The 21,279-nt window shown below is 62.6% G+C and carries 20 protein-coding genes; 13 read left to right on the top strand and 7 right to left on the bottom strand.

What is annotated here, in order from left to right; genetic code table 11:
- Positions 1-153: 153 nt before the first annotated feature.
- Complete coding sequence (locus LB541_RS14575; protein ID WP_224618767.1) at positions 154-1,251, bottom strand: CaiB/BaiF CoA transferase family protein; 1,098 nt, start codon at positions 1,249-1,251, stop codon at positions 154-156.
- A 122-nt stretch (positions 1,252-1,373) separates the two neighbouring features.
- On the opposite strand from LB541_RS14575, the gene LB541_RS14570 reads away from it, so the two are divergent.
- Positions 1,374-2,396 carry an LLM class flavin-dependent oxidoreductase gene (locus LB541_RS14570; protein WP_224618759.1) on the top strand — a complete coding sequence of 341 codons (1,023 nt, stop codon included), beginning with the start codon at positions 1,374-1,376 and terminating at the stop codon, positions 2,394-2,396.
- 52 nt (positions 2,397-2,448) lie between these two features.
- Positions 2,449-3,096 carry a ThuA domain-containing protein gene (locus tag LB541_RS14565; protein WP_224618756.1) on the top strand — a complete coding sequence of 216 codons (648 nt, stop codon included), beginning with the start codon at positions 2,449-2,451 and terminating at the stop codon, positions 3,094-3,096.
- Between the two features lie 22 nt (positions 3,097-3,118).
- Here the strand turns inward: LB541_RS14565 and LB541_RS14560 are convergent, their stop codons facing one another.
- The 3 genes from LB541_RS14560 to LB541_RS14550 are packed head-to-tail and all read right to left on the bottom strand — an operon-like array spanning position 3,119 to position 5,623.
- Positions 3,119-3,613, bottom strand: a complete 495-nt coding sequence (locus LB541_RS14560) for a VOC family protein (RefSeq protein WP_224618754.1) — start codon at positions 3,611-3,613, stop codon at positions 3,119-3,121.
- A complete protein-coding gene (locus LB541_RS14555) occupies positions 3,606-4,514 on the bottom strand; it encodes an amidase family protein (protein ID WP_224618752.1) in 909 nt (302 codons plus the stop codon). Before LB541_RS14555 ends, LB541_RS14560 begins: the two co-directional genes overlap by 8 nt.
- The gene (locus tag LB541_RS14550; protein ID WP_224618750.1) at positions 4,493-5,623 is read right to left on the bottom strand and encodes an amidase; all 1,131 of its coding nucleotides are present in this window, start codon (positions 5,621-5,623) and stop codon (positions 4,493-4,495) included. The genes LB541_RS14555 and LB541_RS14550 overlap by 22 nt, the downstream gene beginning before the upstream one ends.
- A gap of 375 nt (positions 5,624-5,998) precedes the next feature.
- Here LB541_RS14550 and LB541_RS14545 point away from each other — a divergent pair, with 375 nt between their 5' ends.
- Positions 5,999-6,199, top strand: coding sequence for a hypothetical protein (locus LB541_RS14545; protein ID WP_140499238.1), 201 nt, complete (start codon positions 5,999-6,001; stop codon positions 6,197-6,199).
- 65 nt (positions 6,200-6,264) lie between these two features.
- Here LB541_RS14545 and LB541_RS14540 read toward each other — a convergent pair whose 3' ends face one another.
- Both LB541_RS14540 and LB541_RS14535 read right to left on the bottom strand, forming a co-directional pair.
- Entirely contained in the window at positions 6,265-7,413 is a 1,149-nt protein-coding gene (locus LB541_RS14540; RefSeq protein ID WP_224618748.1) for an amidohydrolase, read from the bottom strand.
- Positions 7,414-7,513: 100 nt separating this feature from the next.
- The gene (locus tag LB541_RS14535; RefSeq protein WP_140499234.1) at positions 7,514-7,957 is read right to left on the bottom strand and encodes an SRPBCC family protein; all 444 of its coding nucleotides are present in this window, start codon (positions 7,955-7,957) and stop codon (positions 7,514-7,516) included.
- Between the two features lie 249 nt (positions 7,958-8,206).
- Here LB541_RS14535 and LB541_RS14530 point away from each other — a divergent pair, with 249 nt between their 5' ends.
- From LB541_RS14530 to LB541_RS14485, 10 genes are all read left to right on the top strand, one after another.
- Positions 8,207-9,067 carry an FAD binding domain-containing protein gene (locus LB541_RS14530; protein WP_140582646.1) on the top strand — a complete coding sequence of 287 codons (861 nt, stop codon included), beginning with the start codon at positions 8,207-8,209 and terminating at the stop codon, positions 9,065-9,067.
- Positions 9,067-9,543, top strand: a complete 477-nt coding sequence (locus LB541_RS14525) for a (2Fe-2S)-binding protein (RefSeq protein ID WP_140521372.1) — start codon at positions 9,067-9,069, stop codon at positions 9,541-9,543. Before LB541_RS14530 ends, LB541_RS14525 begins: the two co-directional genes overlap by 1 nt.
- Before the next feature lie 2 nt (positions 9,544-9,545).
- Positions 9,546-11,810 (top strand): xanthine dehydrogenase family protein molybdopterin-binding subunit, encoded by a 2,265-nt coding sequence (locus tag LB541_RS14520; protein ID WP_224618746.1) that lies wholly within the window; start codon positions 9,546-9,548, stop codon positions 11,808-11,810.
- Positions 11,810-12,055 carry a MoaD/ThiS family protein gene (locus tag LB541_RS14515; protein ID WP_140552045.1) on the top strand — a complete coding sequence of 82 codons (246 nt, stop codon included), beginning with the start codon at positions 11,810-11,812 and terminating at the stop codon, positions 12,053-12,055. Before LB541_RS14520 ends, LB541_RS14515 begins: the two co-directional genes overlap by 1 nt.
- A gap of 144 nt (positions 12,056-12,199) precedes the next feature.
- Positions 12,200-13,543 carry a site-specific DNA-methyltransferase gene (locus LB541_RS14510; RefSeq protein WP_224618743.1) on the top strand — a complete coding sequence of 448 codons (1,344 nt, stop codon included), beginning with the start codon at positions 12,200-12,202 and terminating at the stop codon, positions 13,541-13,543.
- Positions 13,544-13,568: 25 nt separating this feature from the next.
- Positions 13,569-15,557, top strand: coding sequence for a hypothetical protein (locus LB541_RS14505; protein ID WP_224618741.1), 1,989 nt, complete (start codon positions 13,569-13,571; stop codon positions 15,555-15,557).
- Positions 15,529-16,170: a hypothetical protein gene (locus LB541_RS14500; protein WP_224618739.1), complete on the top strand. Its 642-nt coding sequence runs from the start codon at positions 15,529-15,531 to the stop codon at positions 16,168-16,170. Before LB541_RS14505 ends, LB541_RS14500 begins: the two co-directional genes overlap by 29 nt.
- A complete protein-coding gene (locus LB541_RS14495) occupies positions 16,163-17,272 on the top strand; it encodes a hypothetical protein (RefSeq protein ID WP_224618737.1) in 1,110 nt (369 codons plus the stop codon). Before LB541_RS14500 ends, LB541_RS14495 begins: the two co-directional genes overlap by 8 nt.
- Before the next feature lie 257 nt (positions 17,273-17,529).
- Positions 17,530-18,363, top strand: coding sequence for a methyltransferase domain-containing protein (locus tag LB541_RS14490; RefSeq protein ID WP_224618735.1), 834 nt, complete (start codon positions 17,530-17,532; stop codon positions 18,361-18,363).
- 203 nt (positions 18,364-18,566) lie between these two features.
- Positions 18,567-18,710, top strand: a complete 144-nt coding sequence (locus LB541_RS14485; RefSeq protein ID WP_181167671.1) for a hypothetical protein — start codon at positions 18,567-18,569, stop codon at positions 18,708-18,710.
- Positions 18,711-18,719: 9 nt separating this feature from the next.
- Here the strand turns inward: LB541_RS14485 and LB541_RS14480 are convergent, their stop codons facing one another.
- Positions 18,720-20,927, bottom strand: a complete 2,208-nt coding sequence (locus LB541_RS14480; protein ID WP_411969789.1) for a cation:proton antiporter — start codon at positions 20,925-20,927, stop codon at positions 18,720-18,722.
- Positions 20,928-21,279: the final 352 nt, after the last annotated feature.

The following is a 21,279-nucleotide window of genomic DNA, read 5'->3' as shown; positions in this document are numbered from 1 at the left end:
CTCCTCCCAATGAAAGCATCTCGTATACTCGTATACGAGATGCTTTTCAAGTATGCCGCCCACGACTGCCGCAAGTGCCGCCACGATATCGTCTTCGGTCCGAGCCGGGCGCAGGCCAGTCGGCGATTTCCTCAGCAAAGGCGGGTAGCCTATTCAACGACTTGCGGCTGGATCCGCAAGTTCGGCACGAATCTCCGCACCATGTTCGTCGCGTGCCGGACTTTTCGCCGGTGCCTTTGCCGTCCGTTTGGAAAAACGGGGGGCGGAGGCAGCTTGGAGGGCGCCATTCTCGACCAACCAGGAGCCGCGTGCGGCCATGTGCGGATGCAGCGCCGCCTCATGCGGGCTGAGCACAGGCCCGACGCAGGCATCCGTTCCCTCGAACAATTTCATCCACTCGTCTCGGGATTTTTCGGCAAAGATCGCTTCCAGCCGGCTGCCGAGCTCGGGCCAGAGGCCGCGGTCGAACTGAGCGGCGAACTGCGGATCGCCGCCCAGGCCAAGCCTGTCGAGGAACAGCGCATAGAATTTCGGCTCGACGCACTGGACGCTGATGAAGCCGCCATCTGCCGTGCGGTACACGCGGCACCAATGCGGTCCGTCCAGAAGACTCCGGCCACGCTCGGCGGCAAGCACGCCGGATGGTGCGAGCGACATCAACAGGTTCATCATATGGGCCGAGCCGTCGACGATCGCCGCGTCGACGACCGTGCCTTCACCACCGGCGCGGGCGTTCATGATGGCGGCCAGCATGCCGATCACCAGATAGAGCGCGCCGCCGCCTATGTCGCCGACCAGCGTCGGCGGCGCCATTGGCGGCTCGCCCGGCAGGGAAGCATACCAGAGTGCGCCCGACACGCCGGTATAGTTCATGTCGTGGCCGGCGGTGCGGGCGAGCGGGCCTTCCTGCCCCCAGCCGGTCATGCGGCCATAGGCCAGGCGAGGGTTGGCGGCCAGACACACATCTGGACCAAGCCCGAGACGCTCCATCACGCCCGGCCGGAAGCCCTCGATCAGGCCGTCGGCGGTGGCGATCAGGCGCATCAGCACGGCAACGTCCTCGGCATCCCTGAGGTCGAGCGCGATAGAGCGCTTGCCGCGATCGAGCAGCGAGCGCTCGGGAAGGCCCGGCACGGATGCATGCTTGCGGTGGACGACGATCACGTCGGCGCCGAGATCGGCGAGCAGCATGCCGGCAAAGGGCGCCGGCCCCAACGCCTCGATCTCGACGATGCGGATTCCCCTGAGCATCCCACCCTCCACGGCATTCAAACTTTCGGTAAGGCACACTTTTGGTGTCACGCAGGGGCGACGGTGTGTAACCCTGCTCTTTTGGCATTGAAGCACGTGTCGCCGGTATATACGTCAGGGCCATGAAAAAAATCGGTTTCCTGTCATTCGGGCACTGGACGCCCTCGTCGCAATCGCAGGTGCGCTCGGCGTCGGACGCGCTGTTGCAATCCATTGATCTCGCCGTCGCGGCCGAGCAACTCGGCGCTGACGGCGCGTATTTCCGCGTCCACCATTTTGCCCGACAGCTCGCCTCGCCATTTCCGCTGCTGGCGGCGGTCGGCGCCAAGACCAGCCACATCGAGATCGGCACGGCGGTCATCGACATGCGCTACGAGAATCCGCTCTACATGGCGGAGGACGCGGGTGCCGCCGACATCATCGCAGGCGGGCGCCTGCAGCTCGGCATCAGCCGGGGCTCGCCCGAACAGGTGATCGATGGCTGGCGCTATTTCGGCTACGCGCCGCAGGAAGGCAAAAGCGACGCCGACATGGCGCGGCATCACGCCGAGGTCTTCCTCGACACGCTGCGCGGCGAGGGCTTCGCCCAGCCCAATCCGCGGCCGATGTTTCCCAACCCGCCCGGCTTGCTGCGCCTGGAGCCGCATTCTGAAGGCCTGCGCGAGCGCATCTGGTGGGGTGCCGCCACCAACGCCACTTCGGAGTGGGCGGCGAAGCTGGGCATGAATTTGCAGAGCTCGACCCTCAAATTCGACGAAAGCGGCAAGCCCTTCCATATCCAGCAGGCCGAGCAGATCCGGATCTATCGCGAGGCCTGGAAGGCGGCCGGCCATGAACGCGAACCGCGCGTCTCGGTCAGCCGCAGCATTTTCGCGCTGGTCGACGACCGGGACCGCGCCTATTTCGGGCGCGGCAATGAGGGCCGCGACCAGATCGGCTTCATCGAGGAAAACACGCGGGCGATCTTCGGGCGCAGCTATGCCGCCGAGCCGGACGTGCTGATCAAGGAGTTGGCCGAGGACGAGGCGATCGCCGAGGCCGACACGCTGCTGCTCACCGTGCCCAACCAACTCGGCGTCGACTACAACGCCCATGCCATCGAGGTGATCCTGACCCATGTCGCGCCGGCGCTGGGTTGGCGCTGACAGCCGAGCCGTGTAACCATCGCTGCTGCGGACAGTTCAGGAGATTCACTGCATGGCAAAGAAGGCCTTGATTGCCTGGGGTGGGTGGGAAGGCCATACGCCCCAGCGCAGCGCCACTGTGGTGCGCGACATGCTGGAGCGCAATGGATACACGGTCACGCTCGGCGAGGGCACGGCGATGTTTGCCGATCCGGAGCTGAGCTCATTCGATCTCATCGTGCCCGTCATCACCATGTCGAAGATCGAAAAGTCCGAGCTGCAGAATCTGACGCGCGCGGTTCGACAGGGAACGGGACTCGGCGGTTTCCACGGCACGATGGGCGACAGTTTCCGCAACGAGCCGGACTATCAGTTCATGACCGGCGGCCAATGGGTCGCGCATCCCGGCGACATCATCGACTATCGCGTGGTCATCACCAAACCGGACGATCCGATCACGAGAGGCATTAGCGACTTCGCCTACCGGTCGGAGCAGTACTACATGCATGTCGACCCGAGCAACGAGGTGCTGGCGACGACCACCTTCACCGACGAGCATTTCCCGGGCATCGGCGGCGTCGACATGCCGGTTGTCTGGAAGCGAAGATATGGCGCTGGCAAGGTCTTCTACAGTTCGCTCGGACACACGGCGGATGAGTTCGCGATGCCGGAAATGGCTGTCATCGTCGAGCGCGGTTTGCTGTGGGCCGCGCGTGGCTAATGCCCACTGAAACCGCGACAGCCTACCAATCGGCGACGCGATCGCCGCCTGTGAATTGCGCGCTCTTGCCGGTGTATTCGAACAGTTCGATCTTCACGCCGTTGGGATCGCGCAGCCAGGCCTGGTAGGTGTCGTCGCAGGCAAGTTTTTTCGCGGTGACCTCCACATCCCTGGACGCGATATGCGCGATCGCGGCGTCGATATCCTCCACCTCCAGGCAGAAATGGTTGATCTGGTTCGTCTCGCTGAACCGCGCACCCTCTTTGTGAAAAACCTCGATATGGCTGCGGCCGCCGCAATTAAGGTAGAAACCGAAAATCTTTCCGTCGCGCAGGAAATTGAACTGGATATCAATGCCCAGGACATCCTCGTAGAAGCGCCGTGTCTCGTCCAGATCGTTGGCGAAGATGCAGACATGGGCGAGTTGTTTGACCTTGATCAGGGCTGGCTCCTCATAATTTCGCAGGTTCACATAGCCCGGCGCGAAATTGGCCCGCGTGGGCTCATCGTCATTCAATCCCGCCGGTGACCACATAGGCGCCCGCGCTGCGTCCATCCCGCAGCCGCATCACCGCCGTGACGATCGAGCCGTAGGGGCCGCGCCAGACGCTGTGGATCCGTTGATGCTCCGCGGCCGGGACAAACGCCCGGCCGGTCAGACGCGCGCCGGCTCGGCGCATCGCGACGGCATCTCCGTTGACGTGCACCTTGATGCTGGCGTGCTCCGTCTCGGTTGCGTCGACGGGGAGGTCGAGCGTGATGACGATCTCGTCCTGATCGCCGCTGTCGCGCGTCTCGGCCGCAAGCTTGATCGCGAGCGTAGGCGCCTTGCCATTGCCGGCTTGATTGGCCCGGCGCGAAAACACATCGTCTGCCAGTTCCGGCGTGCGCGGCGGCTGGGTGCGGCGCTGCGTGGAGCGTTCGAAGTCGCCGGCCATGCGCAACAGCCTTTCATCGTCATAGGCCTTGCCGGCGAAGGTCAGGCCGACCGGCATGCCGATGTCGGCCATGGTGCCCATCGGCACGGTAACGGTTGGGATGCCGAAATGCCGCCACACCAGATTGCCGTTGGCGACCCAGGTGCCGTTGCGCCAGGCAAGCGCCGCGGAGGCCTCAGTGATGTCGGCATCGGCGGGCCCGACATCGGCGACGGCAGGCAGCACGACGGCATCAAGCCTGTTCGCGTCCAGCCAGTCCTCGAAATCGAGCCGCCGCGTCGTTTCCAGCCCTTTCAGCCCGTCCTCCATCGTCGGAATGGCCCGGAACGGCGTGACGCCTGATTTCGCGCGCTCGACATACTGTGCCAAGTCGAAACCGCCTTCATAACGGTCGGGCAGCGTGCCCGGTGGCTGCGGAAAGATTTTCGGGCCGTCGACCGAAACGAGATCGGGGATATTCAGATCGGCGTTCGCGCGCAAAAAATCATCCCAGGCTGAGATGCAGAGGTCCCAGATCTCGCGATCGGCGGCACCAGAGCGCGGTCGACCATGGTGCGCGCGCCGGGGCGATCGCGCTCGTAGTTGGAGACGACAGGAAAATCGACCTCCATCACCTCGGCTCCAAGCCGTCTCAGGTCCGCCGCCGCTTGCTCCCAGAGATCAAGCACGGAGGCGCGGGTTTCGATCGGCCGGTCGGCGCCGCTGTCGCGGCCGATATACATTTTGGGCACGCCAAGCCGCATGCCTTGCAGCGACCCCGCTAGCACCAGATCGGTATAGCGCGGCGGTCGGATTTCGGAACTCTTCGGCAGCGCGATCCAGGGCTGCGCGCGCCAGAAATCGCCTCGCGTCTCGGGATCGTCGGCGACGATCACATCCAGCAATTCGAGCATGTCGGGCACGCTGCGCGTGTGCGGCACGACGACATCCATGGTCGGCACCAGGGGCCAGTTGCCGCGCACCGAAATGACACCGCGCGACGGCGTGTAGGCTACCAGCGCGTTGTTGGTGGCCGGCGCACGGCCGGACGACCAGGTTTCTTCGCCAAGCCCGAAAGCGCAGAAGCTCGCCGCTGTCGCGGTGCCCGAGCCATTCGAGGAGCCGGACGCGAAGGCGGCGGTCAGGTAATCGGCATTGTAGGGGCTTTCGGCGCGGCCATAGACTCCGCGCTGCATGCCGCCATTGGCCATGGGCGGCATGTTGGTGAGGCCGATTAGCACCGCGCCGCCGGCGCGCAGCCGGGCGATGGTGAAGGCGTCCTCGTTGGCGATGAGATGCTCGAAGGCCGGCGAGCCGGCGGCAACAGTCAAGCCGGACACCTTGTAACTGTCCTTGGCGGTGTAGGGAATGCCATCGAGCGGGCCGAGCGTCTTGTCCTGGCTGCGGCGCCGGTCCGAAGCCGCGGCTTCCTCGAACATATCAGGATTGAGAACCGGCACCGCATTGAGGCTGATGCCGCGCCGGTCGAAATGCGCGATGCGCCTGAGATAAGCACCGACAAGTTCGACGCTGCTCACCGTGCCATCGTCGAGTGCGCGCCGCAACTGTTCGATCGTCGCTTCGACGATGTGAAAGCTGGAATCGGTCATCTTCTGGCCCCTGGCGATCGTTTCCAGGCATGGATGAGCGAGGCCGCCGGCTTCGGCAAGGGCCAATCGCGATTGACGGTGGTCCTGGCGCGGGTCAGGCGCGGTGCCGCGGTTGGATATCCTGGTTGGCAAAAAGCGGCTGACCGATGCAACCTCTAATAGAGACGGCGCGTCAGGTGCCCTCTGGAATGGCGAGGTCCGGATCCGGCAACGAGGAGTTGCGCCTCTGGTGTAGTCCTTGGGCAACTATTCGCCAAATAGTGAATATCCGTCCCTCAAGGCGACTTGCAAGCTTAAGCTGAAGCTCGCAGAAGTTGCGGCAGAAGCATGCATTGAAGAAAACTCATGCCGCCGCCCCAGCATGAAAGGGGGATCATGCCTGACCAGAATGCCCTAATCCGCGCTGCCATTGGGCGGCTGCTCTCCGAAAAAACCGGGGTTGCCGCCCTTTCAATGAAGGAAAGCATTGACGAATTGCTGGAGCGAACCGGCGAGACGGTGACCGAGGACAGCCTGCAGGACCTGCTGCTCGAGATGGCCGAGGTCCGTGGAATGACGGTCGTTCTCGACGTTTAGCGAGCCATGCCACCACAGCCCGCGCGTGGCGTGCCGGCTCGCCCCGATCGGCCATCCGGCCTATTTCACCCCAGCAAGTTGCGCGCCGTGCGCATGAAGATCTTCGACCCGATCGGGATCAAATCGTCGGGGAAATCATAGTCGGGATTGTGCAGGGCAGGGTGGCGCTCGCCGGCGCCGAGGAAGAACATGGCCGACGTCGCGCTGTGGCCGAACAAGCCGAAATCCTCCGAGGCGCGCATCGGCAGGGCTTCTTGCGTGTGCGCGACGCCCTCTTCGTCGAGGGCGCGTTGCAGATGCTCCACCGCGTCCGGCGCGTTGACGCTGGCGACGAAGATCTCGTGGTAGTCCCAGCTTGCGGACAGGCGATGCTGGCCCGCGATCTTCGTGACCAGCGCTTCCGCGGCGGCGCACAGATCCGCCATGCGCTCGTCGCGCCTGGTGCGCAGCGTCGCCCATACCTCGGCATGGGCGGGCGCGATGCCGAACACGGCCTCGCCCATCTCGGCGTGGGTCACGGTGACCATGCCGAAATCGTCGTCGGCGAACGTTCCGTGCCCGAGCGCGGGCAGGGCAGGCATCAACGCGCTGATCGCCGGCATCGGCGAAATTCCGGTCTCGGGCATGGAGGAATGCGCGGTCTTGCCCTCCAGCACGATGCGCATGCCGCGCGAGGCGCAGTTGACCACGCCGGGCTTGAGCCGCACCTCGCCGAACGGCACGCCGGGCAGATTGTGCAGCGAGAAGGCGAAATCGGGCGCGATCTCGCCGAAGCGGGGATCGGCCACCACCCCGGCGGCGCCATTGCCGGTTTCTTCCGCCGGCTGGAACATCAGCACGACGCGACCGCTTGCAGGCCGCTCGCGCCCGAGCTGGCGTCCGAGCGCCGCCAGGATCGCGGTGTGTCCGTCATGGCCGCACATATGCGACTTGCCCGGCACGCGCGAGGCATGCGGCACGCCGGACAGTTCCTCGATGGGCAGCGCGTCGAGTTCCGAACGAAACAGGACGGTTGGTCCGTTTTTGCCGCTGTCGTAGACGGCCGCGACACCATGTCCGCCCAATCCGGTCAGCATCTTGTCGGGACCCGTATCGGCGAGGAAGTCGACGACGGCTTTCGCCGTCTTTTCCTCCTCGTTCGAGATTTCCGGCTGCTGGTGCAACTTGCGCCGCCATTCGGTCAGCTCGACGATGTCCCGGTTGGTGAGAGTCATGATTTTGGCCTCCGCTGTATCGCTCACGACGCGCCCGATCGACCGGGCGCGCGTCGGAAGGATAGCTAGCGGCAAATGGCTGAAACCGCCACCGTCTGGCCTATTGATTTATCTCGGGCTCGACGAGCTTTGCCAGGTTCCGCAGCGACTCCTGCCAGCCGAGATAGCAGGCCTCGACCGGGATGACGTCGGGAATGCCGGCCTGGGTGATGTCGATCTCGGTGCCGACAGATACTTTTTTCAGGGTGACGGTCACCTGGATCTCGCCCGGCAGATTGGGGTCGTCGAACCTGTCGGTGTAGCGCAGGCGCTCACCAGGAACGAGTTCGAGATACTCGCCGCCGAAGGCATGGCTGTCGCCGGTGGTGAAGTTGCGGAACGACATCTTGAACGTGCCGCCCACCTTGCCCTCGAAGTGATGAACCGTGCAGGTGAAGCCGTTCGGCGGCAGCCACTTCGCCAGCGCGTCGGCCTCGACGAAGGCGCGATAGACTTTTTCCGGGCTGGTGGTGAGAACACGGTGCAAACGTACGGTGCCGGGCATATCATATCCTTTCATAATGCCTGTTCGATGCCCCAAGGACGAGCGGGGCCCGGCCAGTCCGACACCGGCTCCTGGGATTTTTTCCAGAGCCTCGGCCGCGGCCTGCGCGACTGGCCTACGCCAGTTCAGCCCGCTTTGGGACTCGATTTTGCGGCGGCTGGCCCAATCGTCGAAAATGACGAACCGGATAGCCATTATGAGGAGACTGTTTATAACGGTCGCTGAGATCGCTGTGACCAAGGGGAGACGATGCGCTACATACGTCCACTTTCAATCGAAGATGCCGTTGGCCAGTTGGCCGGATCGGCCGGAACGGCGGCCATTCTCGCCGGAGGCAGCGACCTGCTGGTGCGGATGAAGGGCGGCTTCATCGAACCCGAACTGATCGTCGACATCAAGGCGATCGCGGCCTTGAGCGAAATCAGGGAGACGGCCGACGGCTTCAGCATCGGTGCGGCGGTTCCTTGCGCGGTGCTGGGAGAGAACGCGGCCCTGAAGAAGGCCTGGCCCGGCGTCGTCGAGGCGGCCAAGCTGATCGGCTCGAAGCAGGTGCAGGGACGCTGCACCATCGTTGGCAATCTGTGCAACGCCTCGCCGGCGGCCGACAGCGTGCCGGCGCTGGTGGCGGCCGGCGCCAGGGCGGTGATCGTCGGGCCCGCGGGCCGGCGCACCATTGCGGTGGAGGCGGTGCCGACCGGACCGGGCAAGACGTCGCTCGCCAAGGGCGAGATCATCGAGGCGATCCTGCTCGACAGCCAAGCGCCGCGCTCGGGCGACGCGTATCTCAGGTTCATTCCCCGCACCGAGATGGATATCGCGGTGGTCAGCGCCGGCGTGAACCTGACGCTCGACGAGCAAGGTGTCGTCAAGGCTGCCCGCGTGGCGCTGGGTGCCGCCGCGCCCACGGTGCTTCTGGTGCAGGAGGCCGCCGAGGCCCTCATCGGCAGGACGCTGGACGAAGCCGCGCTCGAGCGGCTCGCCAAGGTCTGCTCCGGGGCCTGCCGGCCCATCGACGACAAGCGGGGCACGATCGAGTTCAGACGGAAAGTCGCGGGCGTGCTGGCCAGGCGGGCCGCCACGTCAGCCTACAAGCGTGCAGGAGGCAAGTGATGGCCGGTGTAGCAGTTTCAACCACGATCAACGGCGACAGTGTCGAGTATCTCTGCCAGCCCGATGAGACGCTGCTCGACGTGCTGCGCGACCGGCTCGGGCTGACCGGCGCCAAGGAAGGCTGCGGCACCGGCGACTGCGGCGCCTGCAGCATCATCCTCGACGACCGGCTGGTGTGCTCGTGCCTGGTGCTGGGCGCGGAGGCGCAAGGGCGCCGTGTGGAGACCGTCGAGGGCATGGCGCATGGCGAGCGGTTGCATCCGCTCCAGCAGAAGTTCCTGGAGCACGCCGCGCTGCAATGCGGCGTTTGCACGCCGGGCTTCCTGATCGCGGCGAAGGACCTTCTGGCCAAGAATCCCGACCCGACCGAGGAGGAGATCCGCTTCGGGCTGGCCGGGAATCTCTGCCGCTGCACCGGCTATGACAAGATCGTGCGCGCCGTCCAGGACGCGGCAAGCGTGATGAAGGGAGCCTGACGATGAATTTCGATCCGCGTTTTTCCAATCGCAATTTCGCTTCGGTCGGCACGCGTCCCATCCGTCCCGACGGCGTCGACAAGGTGACCGGCCGCGCCCGCTACGGCGCCGACTTCAACATGGCCGGCCAGCTGGTCGGGCGTGTGCTGCGCAGCCCGCACGCGCACGCCAAGATCAGGAAGATCGACACCTCGAAGGCGGAAAAGCTCGCCGGCGTGAAGGCGGTGATCACCGCGGCCGACCTGCCGGACCTCACCGACGGCGATGCCGCCATGTACGACATCCTCGACAATTGCATGGCGCGCACCAAGGCGCTCTATGACGGCCATGCGGTGGCCGCTGTCGCCGCGATCGACGCCCGCACCGCCAGGCAGGCGCTGAAGCTGATCGAGGTCGACTACGAGGTGCTGCCGCATGTCACCGATGTCGACGAGGCGATGCAGCACCACGCGCCGCTGATCAACGAGACCGTTTTCACCGAGGGGCTTGAGGAAAAGCCGGTCAAGCCGTCCAATGTCACCAAGCGCAGCCAGTTCGGCCATGGCGACGTGCATCAGGGCTTTGGCCAGGCCGACTTCATCGTCGAGCGCTCCTTCAAGACCGAGCAGACGCACCAGGGCTATATCGAGCCGCATGCCTGCGTGGCCAATGTCAGCTCCGACGGCACGGCGGACCTGTGGGTCTGCACGCAGGGCCATTTCGTCTACCGCCAGCATTGCGCCCAGTTGCTGGGCATGGAAGCCTCGAAGCTGCGCGTCACCTCCTCCGAGATCGGCGGCGGCTTCGGCGGCAAGACCCATGTCTGGGCCGAGCCGGTGGCGCTCGCTCTGTCGCGCAAGGCCGGCCGGCCGGTGAAGCTGGTGATGACCCGCGACGAGGTGTTCCGCGCCTCGGGCCCGACCAGCGCCACCTCGATCGACGTCAAGATCGGCGCCCGCAAGGACGGCACGATCACCGCCGCGGAAGCGACGCTGCGCTACACCAGCGGCCCCTATGCCGGCACCTGGGCCGAGATCGGCGCCATGACGGCGTTCGCCTGCTACCGGCTGGAGAACGTCAAGACCGTCGGCTTCGAAGTGCTGGTCAACCGGCCGAAGACCGCGGCTTACCGCGCGCCGTCGGCGCCGATGGCGGCCTTCGCGGTGGAAAGCGCCGTCGACGAGCTCGCCAAGGAGATCGGCATGGACCCGGTCGACTTCCGCATCAGGAACGCGGCGCAGGAAGGCACGCGATCGTCCTACGGCCCGGTCTATGGCCCGATCGGCATCGGCCCGACGCTGGAGGCGGTGAAGAACCATGCCCACATGAAGGCGCCGCTGGGTAAGAACCAGGGGCGCGGCATGGCTTGCGGCTTCTGGTTCAATTTCGGCGGCCAGACCTGCACCGACCTCAACATCGGCATGGACGGCTCTGTCTCGCTTGCCGTCGGCACGGTCGATGTCGGCGGTTCCCGCGCCTCGCTGTCGCTGGTGGCGGCGGAGGAGCTGGGCATCGATTATTCGCAGGTCAAGGCCGTCGTCGCCGACACGTCCAGCCTCGGCTACAACGACATGACCGACGGCAGCCGCGGCACCTTCTCCTCCTCCATGGCGACCATCTCGGCTGCCCGCAACGCCATCAAGGTGTTGCGCGAGCGCGCCGCGCAGATGTGGGACATTTCCGTCGACGACGTGGTCTGGGAACAGGGCCATGCGGTGGCCAAGGGCGAGAAGCACGGCAATCTCGGCAAGCTGTCGCTGAAGGAGATCGCGGCGCAATCCGGCAAGACCGGCGGGCCGATCGCCGGCCATAGCGAGCTCGTCGCGGACGGCGCCGGCGTCTCCTTCGCCACCCATATATGCGACATCGAGGTCGACCCCGACACCGGCTCGACCAGGGTGATCCGCTATACGGTGGTGCAGGATGCCGGCAAGGCGGTGCACCCGACCTATGTCGAGGGCCAGTACCAGGGCGGTGCCGCGCAAGGCATCGGCTGGGCGCTCAACGAGGAGTATATTTACGGCAAGGACGGGCGGCTGCAGAACGCCGGCTTCCTCGACTACCGCATCCCGGTCTGCTCCGACCTGCCGATGATCGACACGCAGATCCTGGAAATTCCCAACCCCAACCACCCCTATGGCGTGCGCGGCGTCGGCGAAACCTCGATCGTGCCGCCGCTGGCGGCGATCGCCAACGCGGTGTCGAACGCCGCCGGCGTGCGCATGACCCACATCCCGATGTCGCCGCCGCGTATCCTGGCGGCGATCGAGGCGGAACGGGAAGGCTGATGGTGCAAGTGACGCTCTGGGGGGCGCTTGCCGCGACCGCCGGAGGCCAGAGCAAGGTCGAGGTCGAGGCCAAGGACATAAGGGAACTGTTCAGGAAACTGGCTGAACAGTATCCCGGGCTTGAGCCGCTGATCGACCGGGGGATCGCGGTGGCGATCGACGGGGTGATTTACCGGGATACGTGGGGGAAGAAGCTGCCGCCGGGGGCGGAGATTTTTTTGTTGCCGCGGTTGGCTGGGGGGTGAGGGGAAGATTTTGCTATTTTTTGTCTGCCTTTCTGGTTGCGTTGAGCCGCAGACCTTGAATACAATCAAGCGGGACGGTATCGCCAGCGCGTTGCCTTTGGGGGGTGATTTGCCGAACGACTGGTCTGAGCGGATCCTAGAATTATGACCGAATTCTGGGAGTCGACGCTCGCTGAGACGGTCAGGATTTCCGAGCGCCTAACTGATAATCCGACGCGCTCTCAAGACGTTACAGAATGGTTAGGCCGCTATCTGGAGGGTGTCCCAACATCGTCCAACCAGGGCACGGCGAATCTCCCTTTTCAGAGATGGTTCCATTTCAAAGAGGCGTTCTCGCCAAAATTTGTCGCAGATACCCTCGGTTCTTTGCCTTACAAGGTAGAAAGCTGTGTTGATCCGTTCGGAGGTAGCGGAACGACCGCACTGACCTGCCGAATGCTCGGCATCGCGTCCACCTCGGTTGAAGTCAACCCCTTCCTTGCCGACCTTATCGAAGCGAAGTTAAGCACTGTGGCTCCGGCGGCGTTCTGTGCGTCATATGAAAGGCTCATCAAGAATCTTGAAACCAGAGAGGCGGACCAAGCGCTCGCCCCGGGGATGCCCCGGACCATGGTGGCTCCCGGGATGAACGACCGATATGTCTTCCCACGCGATGTCTATACAACTGCGCGGGCGATCGCGCGGCAGTCTAACGACCTACTGCCCGACTATGCGAGACTCGTGCGAGTTCTCTTAGGCTCAGTTTTGGTGTCAAACAGTAATGTCGTCATTAACGGTAAAGGGCGTCGGTATCGTAGAGGATGGCAGACGAAGCAGAGATCTTGCGCTGATCTTATAGAAAGCCTCGATGCTGCCATCGATGTCGCCGCTGCTGATATCACACGGTTCTCGGGTTTGCCGCGGGGACGACATTCCGTGATACGAGGTGACGCACGCGTCACGCTTGGAAGTATTCGAGAGAGCAGTGTAGACGTGGCGATTTTTTCTCCGCCCTATCCCAATTCTTTTGATTATACCGACGTTTACAATTTGGAACTTTGGATATTGGGCTATCTGAATTCTGGTGCAGCCAACCGTGACCTTCGACATGATACGCTACGATCGCATGTGCAAATGAAATGGCATTCTACCCCACGGTTTGCCGTATCGGAAGTTCTTGACAAAACGCTGGCTGCGCTCCGTCAAGTTAGGGCTGATCTTTGGAACCCCAATATTCCCGAAATGGTTGGCTTTTATTTTGACGACCTCTGCAAAATATTTCAACATCTTAAGCGAATTCTTAGACGGGGTCGGCATGCTGTTGTAGCGATTGGCGATAGCCAGTATGCTAGCATCCATGTGGACGTGGCCTCGATTCTGATTGAGAGTCTCTCGGGAATTGGGTTTAGACTAACCGAGCAGGGGGCGATCAGGTCGATGCGAAACAGTTCGCAGCACGGTGGATCGTTTGAGCTGTCTGAACACTGCCTAGTGTTCGAGAGGCTCTAGGTTAGTAGATGTAGGGGCCAGCCTATTGTCAGATACTTCAGCCACAAGGAAGGTATTTTTTCCGCGTATCACCCGCGTTGCGTTTGAGAACTTCGATCTTTACTCGAATGAACCGAATCCAAACGTGTCCTTTGAGCGCAACGTATTCTGCCTAATCGGCGCAAATGGATTGGGTAAATCGACGTTCCTAAATACCGTGAATTTTACAATTACTGGAGCGATCCCAGACCCCAACAGAAAGTTTCAGTCCGCTCTTGACTACTATCGAAATGCCGTCCGTGCGGAGCGTAGCGACGAATATTTTAGCGGACGCCTTAGCGAAGGCGCACGTCGTATTGCAACCGCGACAGTTGATCTTGCTTGGTCATCGACCATCGTCTCGGTGACGCGTGATCTCTTGGGTGGGACGGGTGTCACGCGCATGACTGTCCGCGACACCGTCTCCGGCGAAGAAATCGGTTACGCGCTAGCTGATAACCCGGACGACAGTTTGAATTCGATCTTCGAACGGGAGGTTCTGAGCCGCACCGGTCTGGAGGATTTCGCGCAGTTCGTGTTCGTCATGCATTTTATTGCGACGTTCGATGAGGGGCGGCATCTCCTCATGTGGGACGATAGTGCGTTAACCAATGCGCTGTATCTCGCCTTCGGGGCTGACCCCATCGCAGCTAAGGCGGCCGACAAGCTTCAGCGCGATATGGACCGCGAAAGTTCTCGGGGCAGGAACGTTCGTTTTTCGGCACGACATGTTGCCGAGCGTATCAAATTGCTTGCGGAGGTTATCAAAGGCGCCGAGGCAGAAGATCACGTGACAGAAGCCGAGCTCCATGCTCAGCACGAAAGCTTGATAGCAAATCGACAAGGCGCCGAGGAACGTGTCCGGCGCAAGCAGGCGGAACTTCGCGATGCAGATCTGAAATGGGCCGATCTAAGCGCAGCCCTAACCGAAAAGCAGCTGGAGTATCGGCGCATCTTTTCCAGCCGGCTACAAAAGTCGTCATCGGTGGATCATCACCCAATCATTCGTGCTTCGCTGTCCGAGGATCGGTGCGCGATCTGCGGGACATCTCACGTTGGTGCAGTAGTCAAGGCTTCGCTCGCCGCCAATGAGTGTCCGCTCTGCCACAGCCCAGTCGATCGATCTGCAAAGGATGATGGCGCGGTTGCGGAACTGCAACGTCTCGACAAGTCGATAGCCGCTATCAGAGACGACCTTGAAACGATCCTGCAGACTCGAGAGAGGGTGAGCGCCGAACTGCAGGCCGCTCACTCGGCCGAGGATGCGTCTGAAGGATCTCTGCGAGAGTTTGAGGAAAGAGAGGCGCAGGGCCTTGCCCGGCTAAATGTCGGCACCGATTACTCCGCGATCAGGGAACAGATTAAGAAGCTCGAGGACGAACGTCAGCAGTTCCTTACCCAAAGCGAAGAGCATTATCGCAAGAGGGACGAATATCGCGAAAAGCTGCGTGTCTACGAGAAGCAACTTAAGACACAGTATGATCTTGGTTCCAGAGATTTCGTTCCTCGCTTCAGGGAATTGGCCGAGGCTTTTATTGGACTGCCGATTGATATTGAACTTGAGCATCGACAAGGGGCAAATGATTCCGGATTTGGGCTGAGATTGCGAATGAATGATCAACTTCGAGCCCTGCCTGACAAAGTCTCTGAAAGCCAACGATTCTTTATCGATATCGCACTTCGAATGGCGCTCGCGGAATTCATGGCCAGCGGCCCTGCAACACTATTGATCGATACACCAGAGGGCTCTTTGGACATCGCTTACGAGGCGCAGGCTGGCGCAATGTTTTCGACGTTCGTTGCTAGCGGCAATGCTATTCTCATGACAGCAAATTTACGAAGTTCTGAACTCATCCTGCGGCTCGCCCATCTACAGAAAAGCCAAGGTATGCAGATCGTCCGAATGACTGATTGGACCGATCTCAGCGAAGTACAGCAACGCGAGGAGGCACTTTTCCGCGAAGCCTATGACAAAATCGAAGCGGCGCTGCATTGAGGCCGCTGTGAGCGAGATTGTTCCTGAAGCCTACTTTGATGCGCTTGTGATTGTAAACGATGCACCAGATGCGATTTTGCCTATGTCAGTTAACGAGATGCACCTCTACTCGTATCTTGGCTGTATCTTTGCGTTGTTTAAAGGGCACCCTGTGGCCGATTGGGGGTACGGGTATTCGATCACTTCGGAAGGATTCCCTTGGAGCATCGACCTAGATAGTGCACGTGACACGCTGTGGCGAACGGGTCTCATCGAAGTTGACCACAATGGCTTGATGTCACCAAAGGCTGTCGAGTCAGCAACCGAGTTGGAAATTGTCATGAGCCTGGGTCCGTGGACAGAGCGTCGACCATGGCTTCAGGCGGCTGTCGAATGCGCGCTTGCATTGCCGATGGGCGCTATTAAGCATGCAATCAGCCGATCGCCCGGCGTCGCGTCGTCCTTCTTTCTTGGCCAGCGTGCGAAGCTTCTGGAGCCCGCAGACGCGAGTCTTCTGTACCAGGAATATGAGATCGTAAACGCGGTCCTAGGTACCGACGCACATGATGTGCTTTCTCCGGCAGTAATCTGGCTTTCAGCTCGAATCCTCCGAAAGGAGGAGGAGCTTGCTTAATTTCAATATCGAGAACATTCAGGAGTTGGTTGAGCGAGCTTACATTCATCACGCGCATTCTGCGTTTGGTGCTGAAGGAGCAACGGCGATCCGGGCGTTGCTCAACTGCGTGAAGCTGATCTATCAGCGCTGCCCCCCTGAAAAAATACAGGGCACACTGGCAGTGGTAGTGGGTGTGCAAGCAAGTCCGGTTTCTCCGGCGACAGCGCCACTCGGCACACTGGTCAAAGTCTTAGACTATGCGACTGTCGGAAAAGCACTAGTCGCCAACCCACCCGGCTCACACGCTGTCGTTGAACGAGTATCGGATGGCACTTTCCGGGTGCTCTCACTTGCTGCGGATATTGATCTGAAGGGGCTCGCACAGAGCGCTCTGGTATATCGATTTGATGGGCATGCTGAGCGTTTCCTCGCGAAGGATTTTGAAGATTTTGTACCGCCAATCTCACCGTTGCTTAAAAGCAATTTTGCCACACCTACTCTTAATAGTCTTGAGGAGGCTTTCCATTACTACGGTGACTACGTCCTTGAGACGAACTGCCGGATTCTGAAGGAGGTTTGGGAGGGAGGTGTGGACGGACCCCGTCTCGTTCTCGTTAACAAGCCCGAGGCCAGAATGCGTGACTCCCTCGCTCAAGCACTTGAATTTCTCCTTCGAGATGTCACGGTTAAGCCGGAGCAGAACACCGATGAAACCAAGCCTGTCGACATTAGGGTGAGTTGGTTCGCATCGGGAGCGACCGCCCTAATCGAAGTAAAATGGCTAGGCAAATCGACCGCGAAGTCACAGAGTTCCAATGGGGTGCCTACCTACACCGAGTACGGTTCTCCGCGGGCGCAAGCAGGGGCAAACCAACTCGCCGACTACTTAGACCGAGAAGTGCGGCACTCTGGTGCCATAGCGCCGACCGGTTACTTGGTTGTTTTTGATGCCCGCCGGAAAGGGACCGAGGGACCGGCTGACTTGCTGACTGAATCCGATGCTATGGCATTCGCCAACGATGTCCTCACCTTCAATCCAGATCATTCTACCAGATCAGATTTCGAACCACCGGTTCGATTCTTTATGAAACCGAGAACGTCCTACTTCAAGGCGGCGTAGACAGGCCTCTGGCAGCGACCTTGATCTCTATACGAGACAGGCCGCTCTGCCCTGCAGCGCCGACAACGCGATGCCGCATTCAGATGTCTGCTTTTTGGGTAGGCAACGTCCTTGCGACCGACATGCGGCGCATCCTGTCCATCCAGCCTTCAAATGACAGGGCCAATCACCAGCGTTGGTCCCACTTAGCGTCGCAGCCATTGCGTGCCGCCGCTCGGTGCGCTTCTATCCGTGCCGCGCCATTGGGGGGAAGTCATTTGTCTGCCAGGAACCAAACGTCCACCGGCCACGAAGCGAGCGAGGCCGGTTGGCTCGATCTTCACTTCGAGTCGTCGCGCCCCGAATATGAGGCGGCCTTGCTCGATGCCGGCATCCGCCCGGGCTGGCGCGTGCTCGATGCCGGTTGCGGCAGCGGCGGCTTCCTGCTGCTCATCGCCAGCGCCGTCGGCCCATCCGGCTTCATCGCCGCGCTCGACCTCGCGCCCGAAAACATCGCCCGGGTCGAGGCGCTCGCGGGCACGCTGTCCGAGCCGCCGGAAATCGCCACGCATGTCGGTAACATCCTGTCGCTGCCCTTCGCCGACGCCTCGTTCGATTGCGTCTGGTCCGGCAATGTCATGCAGTATCTGACGCCGGCCGAGTTCGAGCTTGCCGTCGGCGAGGCCAGGCGCGTGCTGAAGCCGGGCGGCATCTTCGCCGTCAAGGATTTCGATTCGACCATCCTGCAGATCCTGCCCATGGACCGGGCGCTGCTGGCACGCTTCATGGCGGCCAGGCTCCAGGGTTTCCGCGACCGGGGCGTGCTCGGCACCGATTGCGGTTCGACGCTTCCGGCGCGCCTGCGCCAGGCTGGCCTGGAGGTCGTCAGCCGCAAGGGCTGGCTGGTCGAGCGCTGGGCGCCCGCGCCTCGCTTCACGCGCGACTATGTTCGCGACCTGCTGGCCTATTTTGCCAGCGTCGCGCCGAGCTATGCCTTGCCTGATGCCGACCAGGCCTATTGGCGGGAGCTGAAGGAGCGGCCGGATCGCCTGCTCGACGATCCGGATTTCTGCTACCGCGAATTCTTCGTCATGGCGGTCTGCCGGACATAGCGCTCCGCCGCGACGGCCGAAGCCGCGGGCGGGTGCGCGAGGCCGCAGGCAAACCCGATTCCGAGATCGAGACTGAGCCAAACCGCATTCGCCAGCCCTCCGCTCAAATGGCCGGCTTTCGAGCGAATTTCTTCGCGAACCGTTAATTCGGCCGTGCTGTTAATAAGCATCTGCTAATGAACTGGTTCGCGCGGGGGTACGCAATGACCAAGAATCTCGGCAATGCACGCTATGTGCCGCCAAAGGAGCAGCAAGGCTCGGTGCTCGGCAAGGTCGCGCCGGCCTTGTTTCCGCTGGCCGTGGTGGCGCTGGGCTATGTGATCGGCAGGCAGTTCTTCGGCCTATAGGCTCGGCCATCAGGCACCGGTTTCGGCCGCGGCCTCGGGCCTTGCTTCGGCGCGGATGCGGTCGCTTGCCACGAGCACGACCGGGCAGGGGACGGCGGCCAGCACCGCCATGGCGGTGTCGCCGAAGAACAGTTCCTCGCCCGGCCGCTGCGTGACGCCCATCACCACCATCGCCGCCCCCTTGGCCACTTCCCTGGCGATCGCCTTGTCGGGCGTGGCGCGGGCGCGGATGGCGGTGTCGACGGCGACGCCGTAGCGGTCGGCGAGGTCGACGACGTCCTTGAGCACCGCCTCCTCGCGGCGGTGCGAAACGGTGCCTTGCCGGGCGCCTTTGCGCGCCTGCGAGACATAGAGCACCTTGACCCGCGCCCGGTGCGGCCTTGCCAGCGCCAGGGCGAAATCGGCTGCGCGGCGCGACACTTCCGTGCCGTTGACGGGAACGAGGATGGTGGTTCCGGCGCGCAGCACCGGCATCTTGCCCCCGGCGCCGGCACCGTTCAGCACCAGGCAGAGCGGACCGTCGAAGCCGCTGGTCATGTCGTTGAGCGCCTCGGTGAAAGATCCCTTCTCGGTCAGCATGGCCTCGAGCCCGACCAGCAGCAGGCCGTAGCCCTTGCGCGCCTCCTCGGCGATCGTCCGTGCGGTCGCCTCGCGTTCGCTGCGGGCGGTCAGATGCACCTTCTCGACCGGCGTGTCCTCGGCCTTGCGAACCGCCCTGGCGCTCCTGGCGGCACCCTTCTTGACCTCCTTCAGGGCGCGCTCCGGGCCCTTGTCGCGGGCCGGGCCGGCAAGCCTGCCGTCCTTGAGGTGGAGAAGCGTGGTCGGCATGCCGCTGCCGCCGCCGACCAGGCCGGCGAGATAGGCGGTGAACTTGCCGACCGGGCTGTCGTCGACCAGCAGCAGCAGCCGCTCCAGCTTGGAGACGAAGCCGCGCTCGTCGAGCAGCTCGCGGTCGACGCGCTGCTTCTCGGCGTCTTCGACGGGCAGCCGGCCGAGCGCCCAGCGCAGCATGGGCGGCATGGCGAGCGTGGTGATGACAGCCATGGTGACGATCATGGTGAACAGATTGTGGGAGAGGATGTTCATCGACAGGCCGATCGAGGCGACGATCACCTCGGTCGAGCCGCGCGCGTTCATGGCGCTGCCGACGGCGGTCGCCTCCTTCAGCGTCATGCCGGCGAAGCGGCCGCCGATGAAGGCGCCGCCGAACTTGCCGATGCTGGCGATGAGCACCAGCGCCAGCGTCAGCAGCGCCAGCGTCGGGTCGGCAAGCACGGTGAGGTCGGCCGAAAGCCCGGCCATGCCGAAGAAGATCGGCATGAACAGCGCCGTGATGACGCCGCGCAACTGGCTCTCGATGTGGCTGGACAGGATCGGCGATTCGCCGACCAGTATGCCGGCGACGAAGGCGCCGAGCACGGTATGGACGCCGATCAGATTGGTGATCAGCGCCATCACGCCCATGATGATCAGGATGACCGATATGACGGCGTATTCGCTGCGGAAGGAATCGTTGCTCCAGCGGATCAGCGTGAACACCAGCCGGCGCCCGATGGTGAAGGAGAACACCATGAACAGCGCCACTTCGGCCACCGTTACCACCAGCGGCACGATTTGGAGGCTGCCGTTGGTGGCGATGCCGAAGGTGACGGCGATGATCAGCCAGCCGATCGTGTCCTCGATGATGGCCGAGGAGATGATGACCTGGCCGAGATTGCGGCGCATGAAGTTCATCTCGCGCACCACCATGGCGACGATCTTGACCGAGGAGATCGACAGGGCCGTGCCCAGGAAAAGCCCGGCGACGACGCGCTCGCTGGGGTCGGGCAGCAGCGTGTCTGGCAGGAACTGCGCCAGCGCGAAACCGCAGGCAAAGGGCACGACGACGCCGGTGACCGAGATCGAAAAACACGCCGCGCCCACCCGGCGCACCAGGCGCAGGTCCGTCTCCATGCCGGTGAGCAGCAGGAGCAGCAGGACGCCAAGCTGGGAGACCGCCTCGATCATGCTCTTCTGCGCGGGGTCGGTCGAGAAGATCAGCTGCTGTGCGCCGGGCCAGAGCCAGCCGAACAGGGAAGGCCCCAGCAGGATGCCGCCGATCAGCTGGCCCATGATCGCCGGCTGGCCGTAGCGCTGGAAGATTTCGCCCAGGCCACGGCCGACCAGCAGCAGAAGCACGATCTCGGCGACGAAAACGCCCTCCGCCGAGCCGCCCATGCCCGCGGCGTGGCTGCTTGCCTGGGCTGCCCAGGCCGGGCACGGCGAGGTAAAGGCGGCGAAAAGGATGAGAATGGCAGGAAGAAATCCCGTTTGCGGCCAGTGCCTAGTCATCCAACCCCTCAACGCGGATCAAGTCCGCTGCCCATAAACGTGCAATGCCGCGCAAGGTTGCGGCGGGTCGGGCCAATCTGTTCCGGCCGATCTGTTGGGTAAGTGCCGACATAAAAGACAGCCCTCTTCTCCCCGTCTCTATACGGGGAGAAGGTGCCGGCAGGCGGATGAGGGGCAGCGCCGACATGGGAGAAATACAGGATCCAGATGCTATTTGCCGAAACCTTGGCGCCGCCCC

The sequence above is a fragment of the Mesorhizobium sp. BR1-1-15 genome (assembly GCF_020165475.1).
In the GTDB taxonomy this organism is placed as follows: Bacteria; Pseudomonadota; Alphaproteobacteria; order Rhizobiales; family Rhizobiaceae; genus Mesorhizobium.
This window is presented reverse-complemented; position numbering and strand designations above follow the sequence as displayed.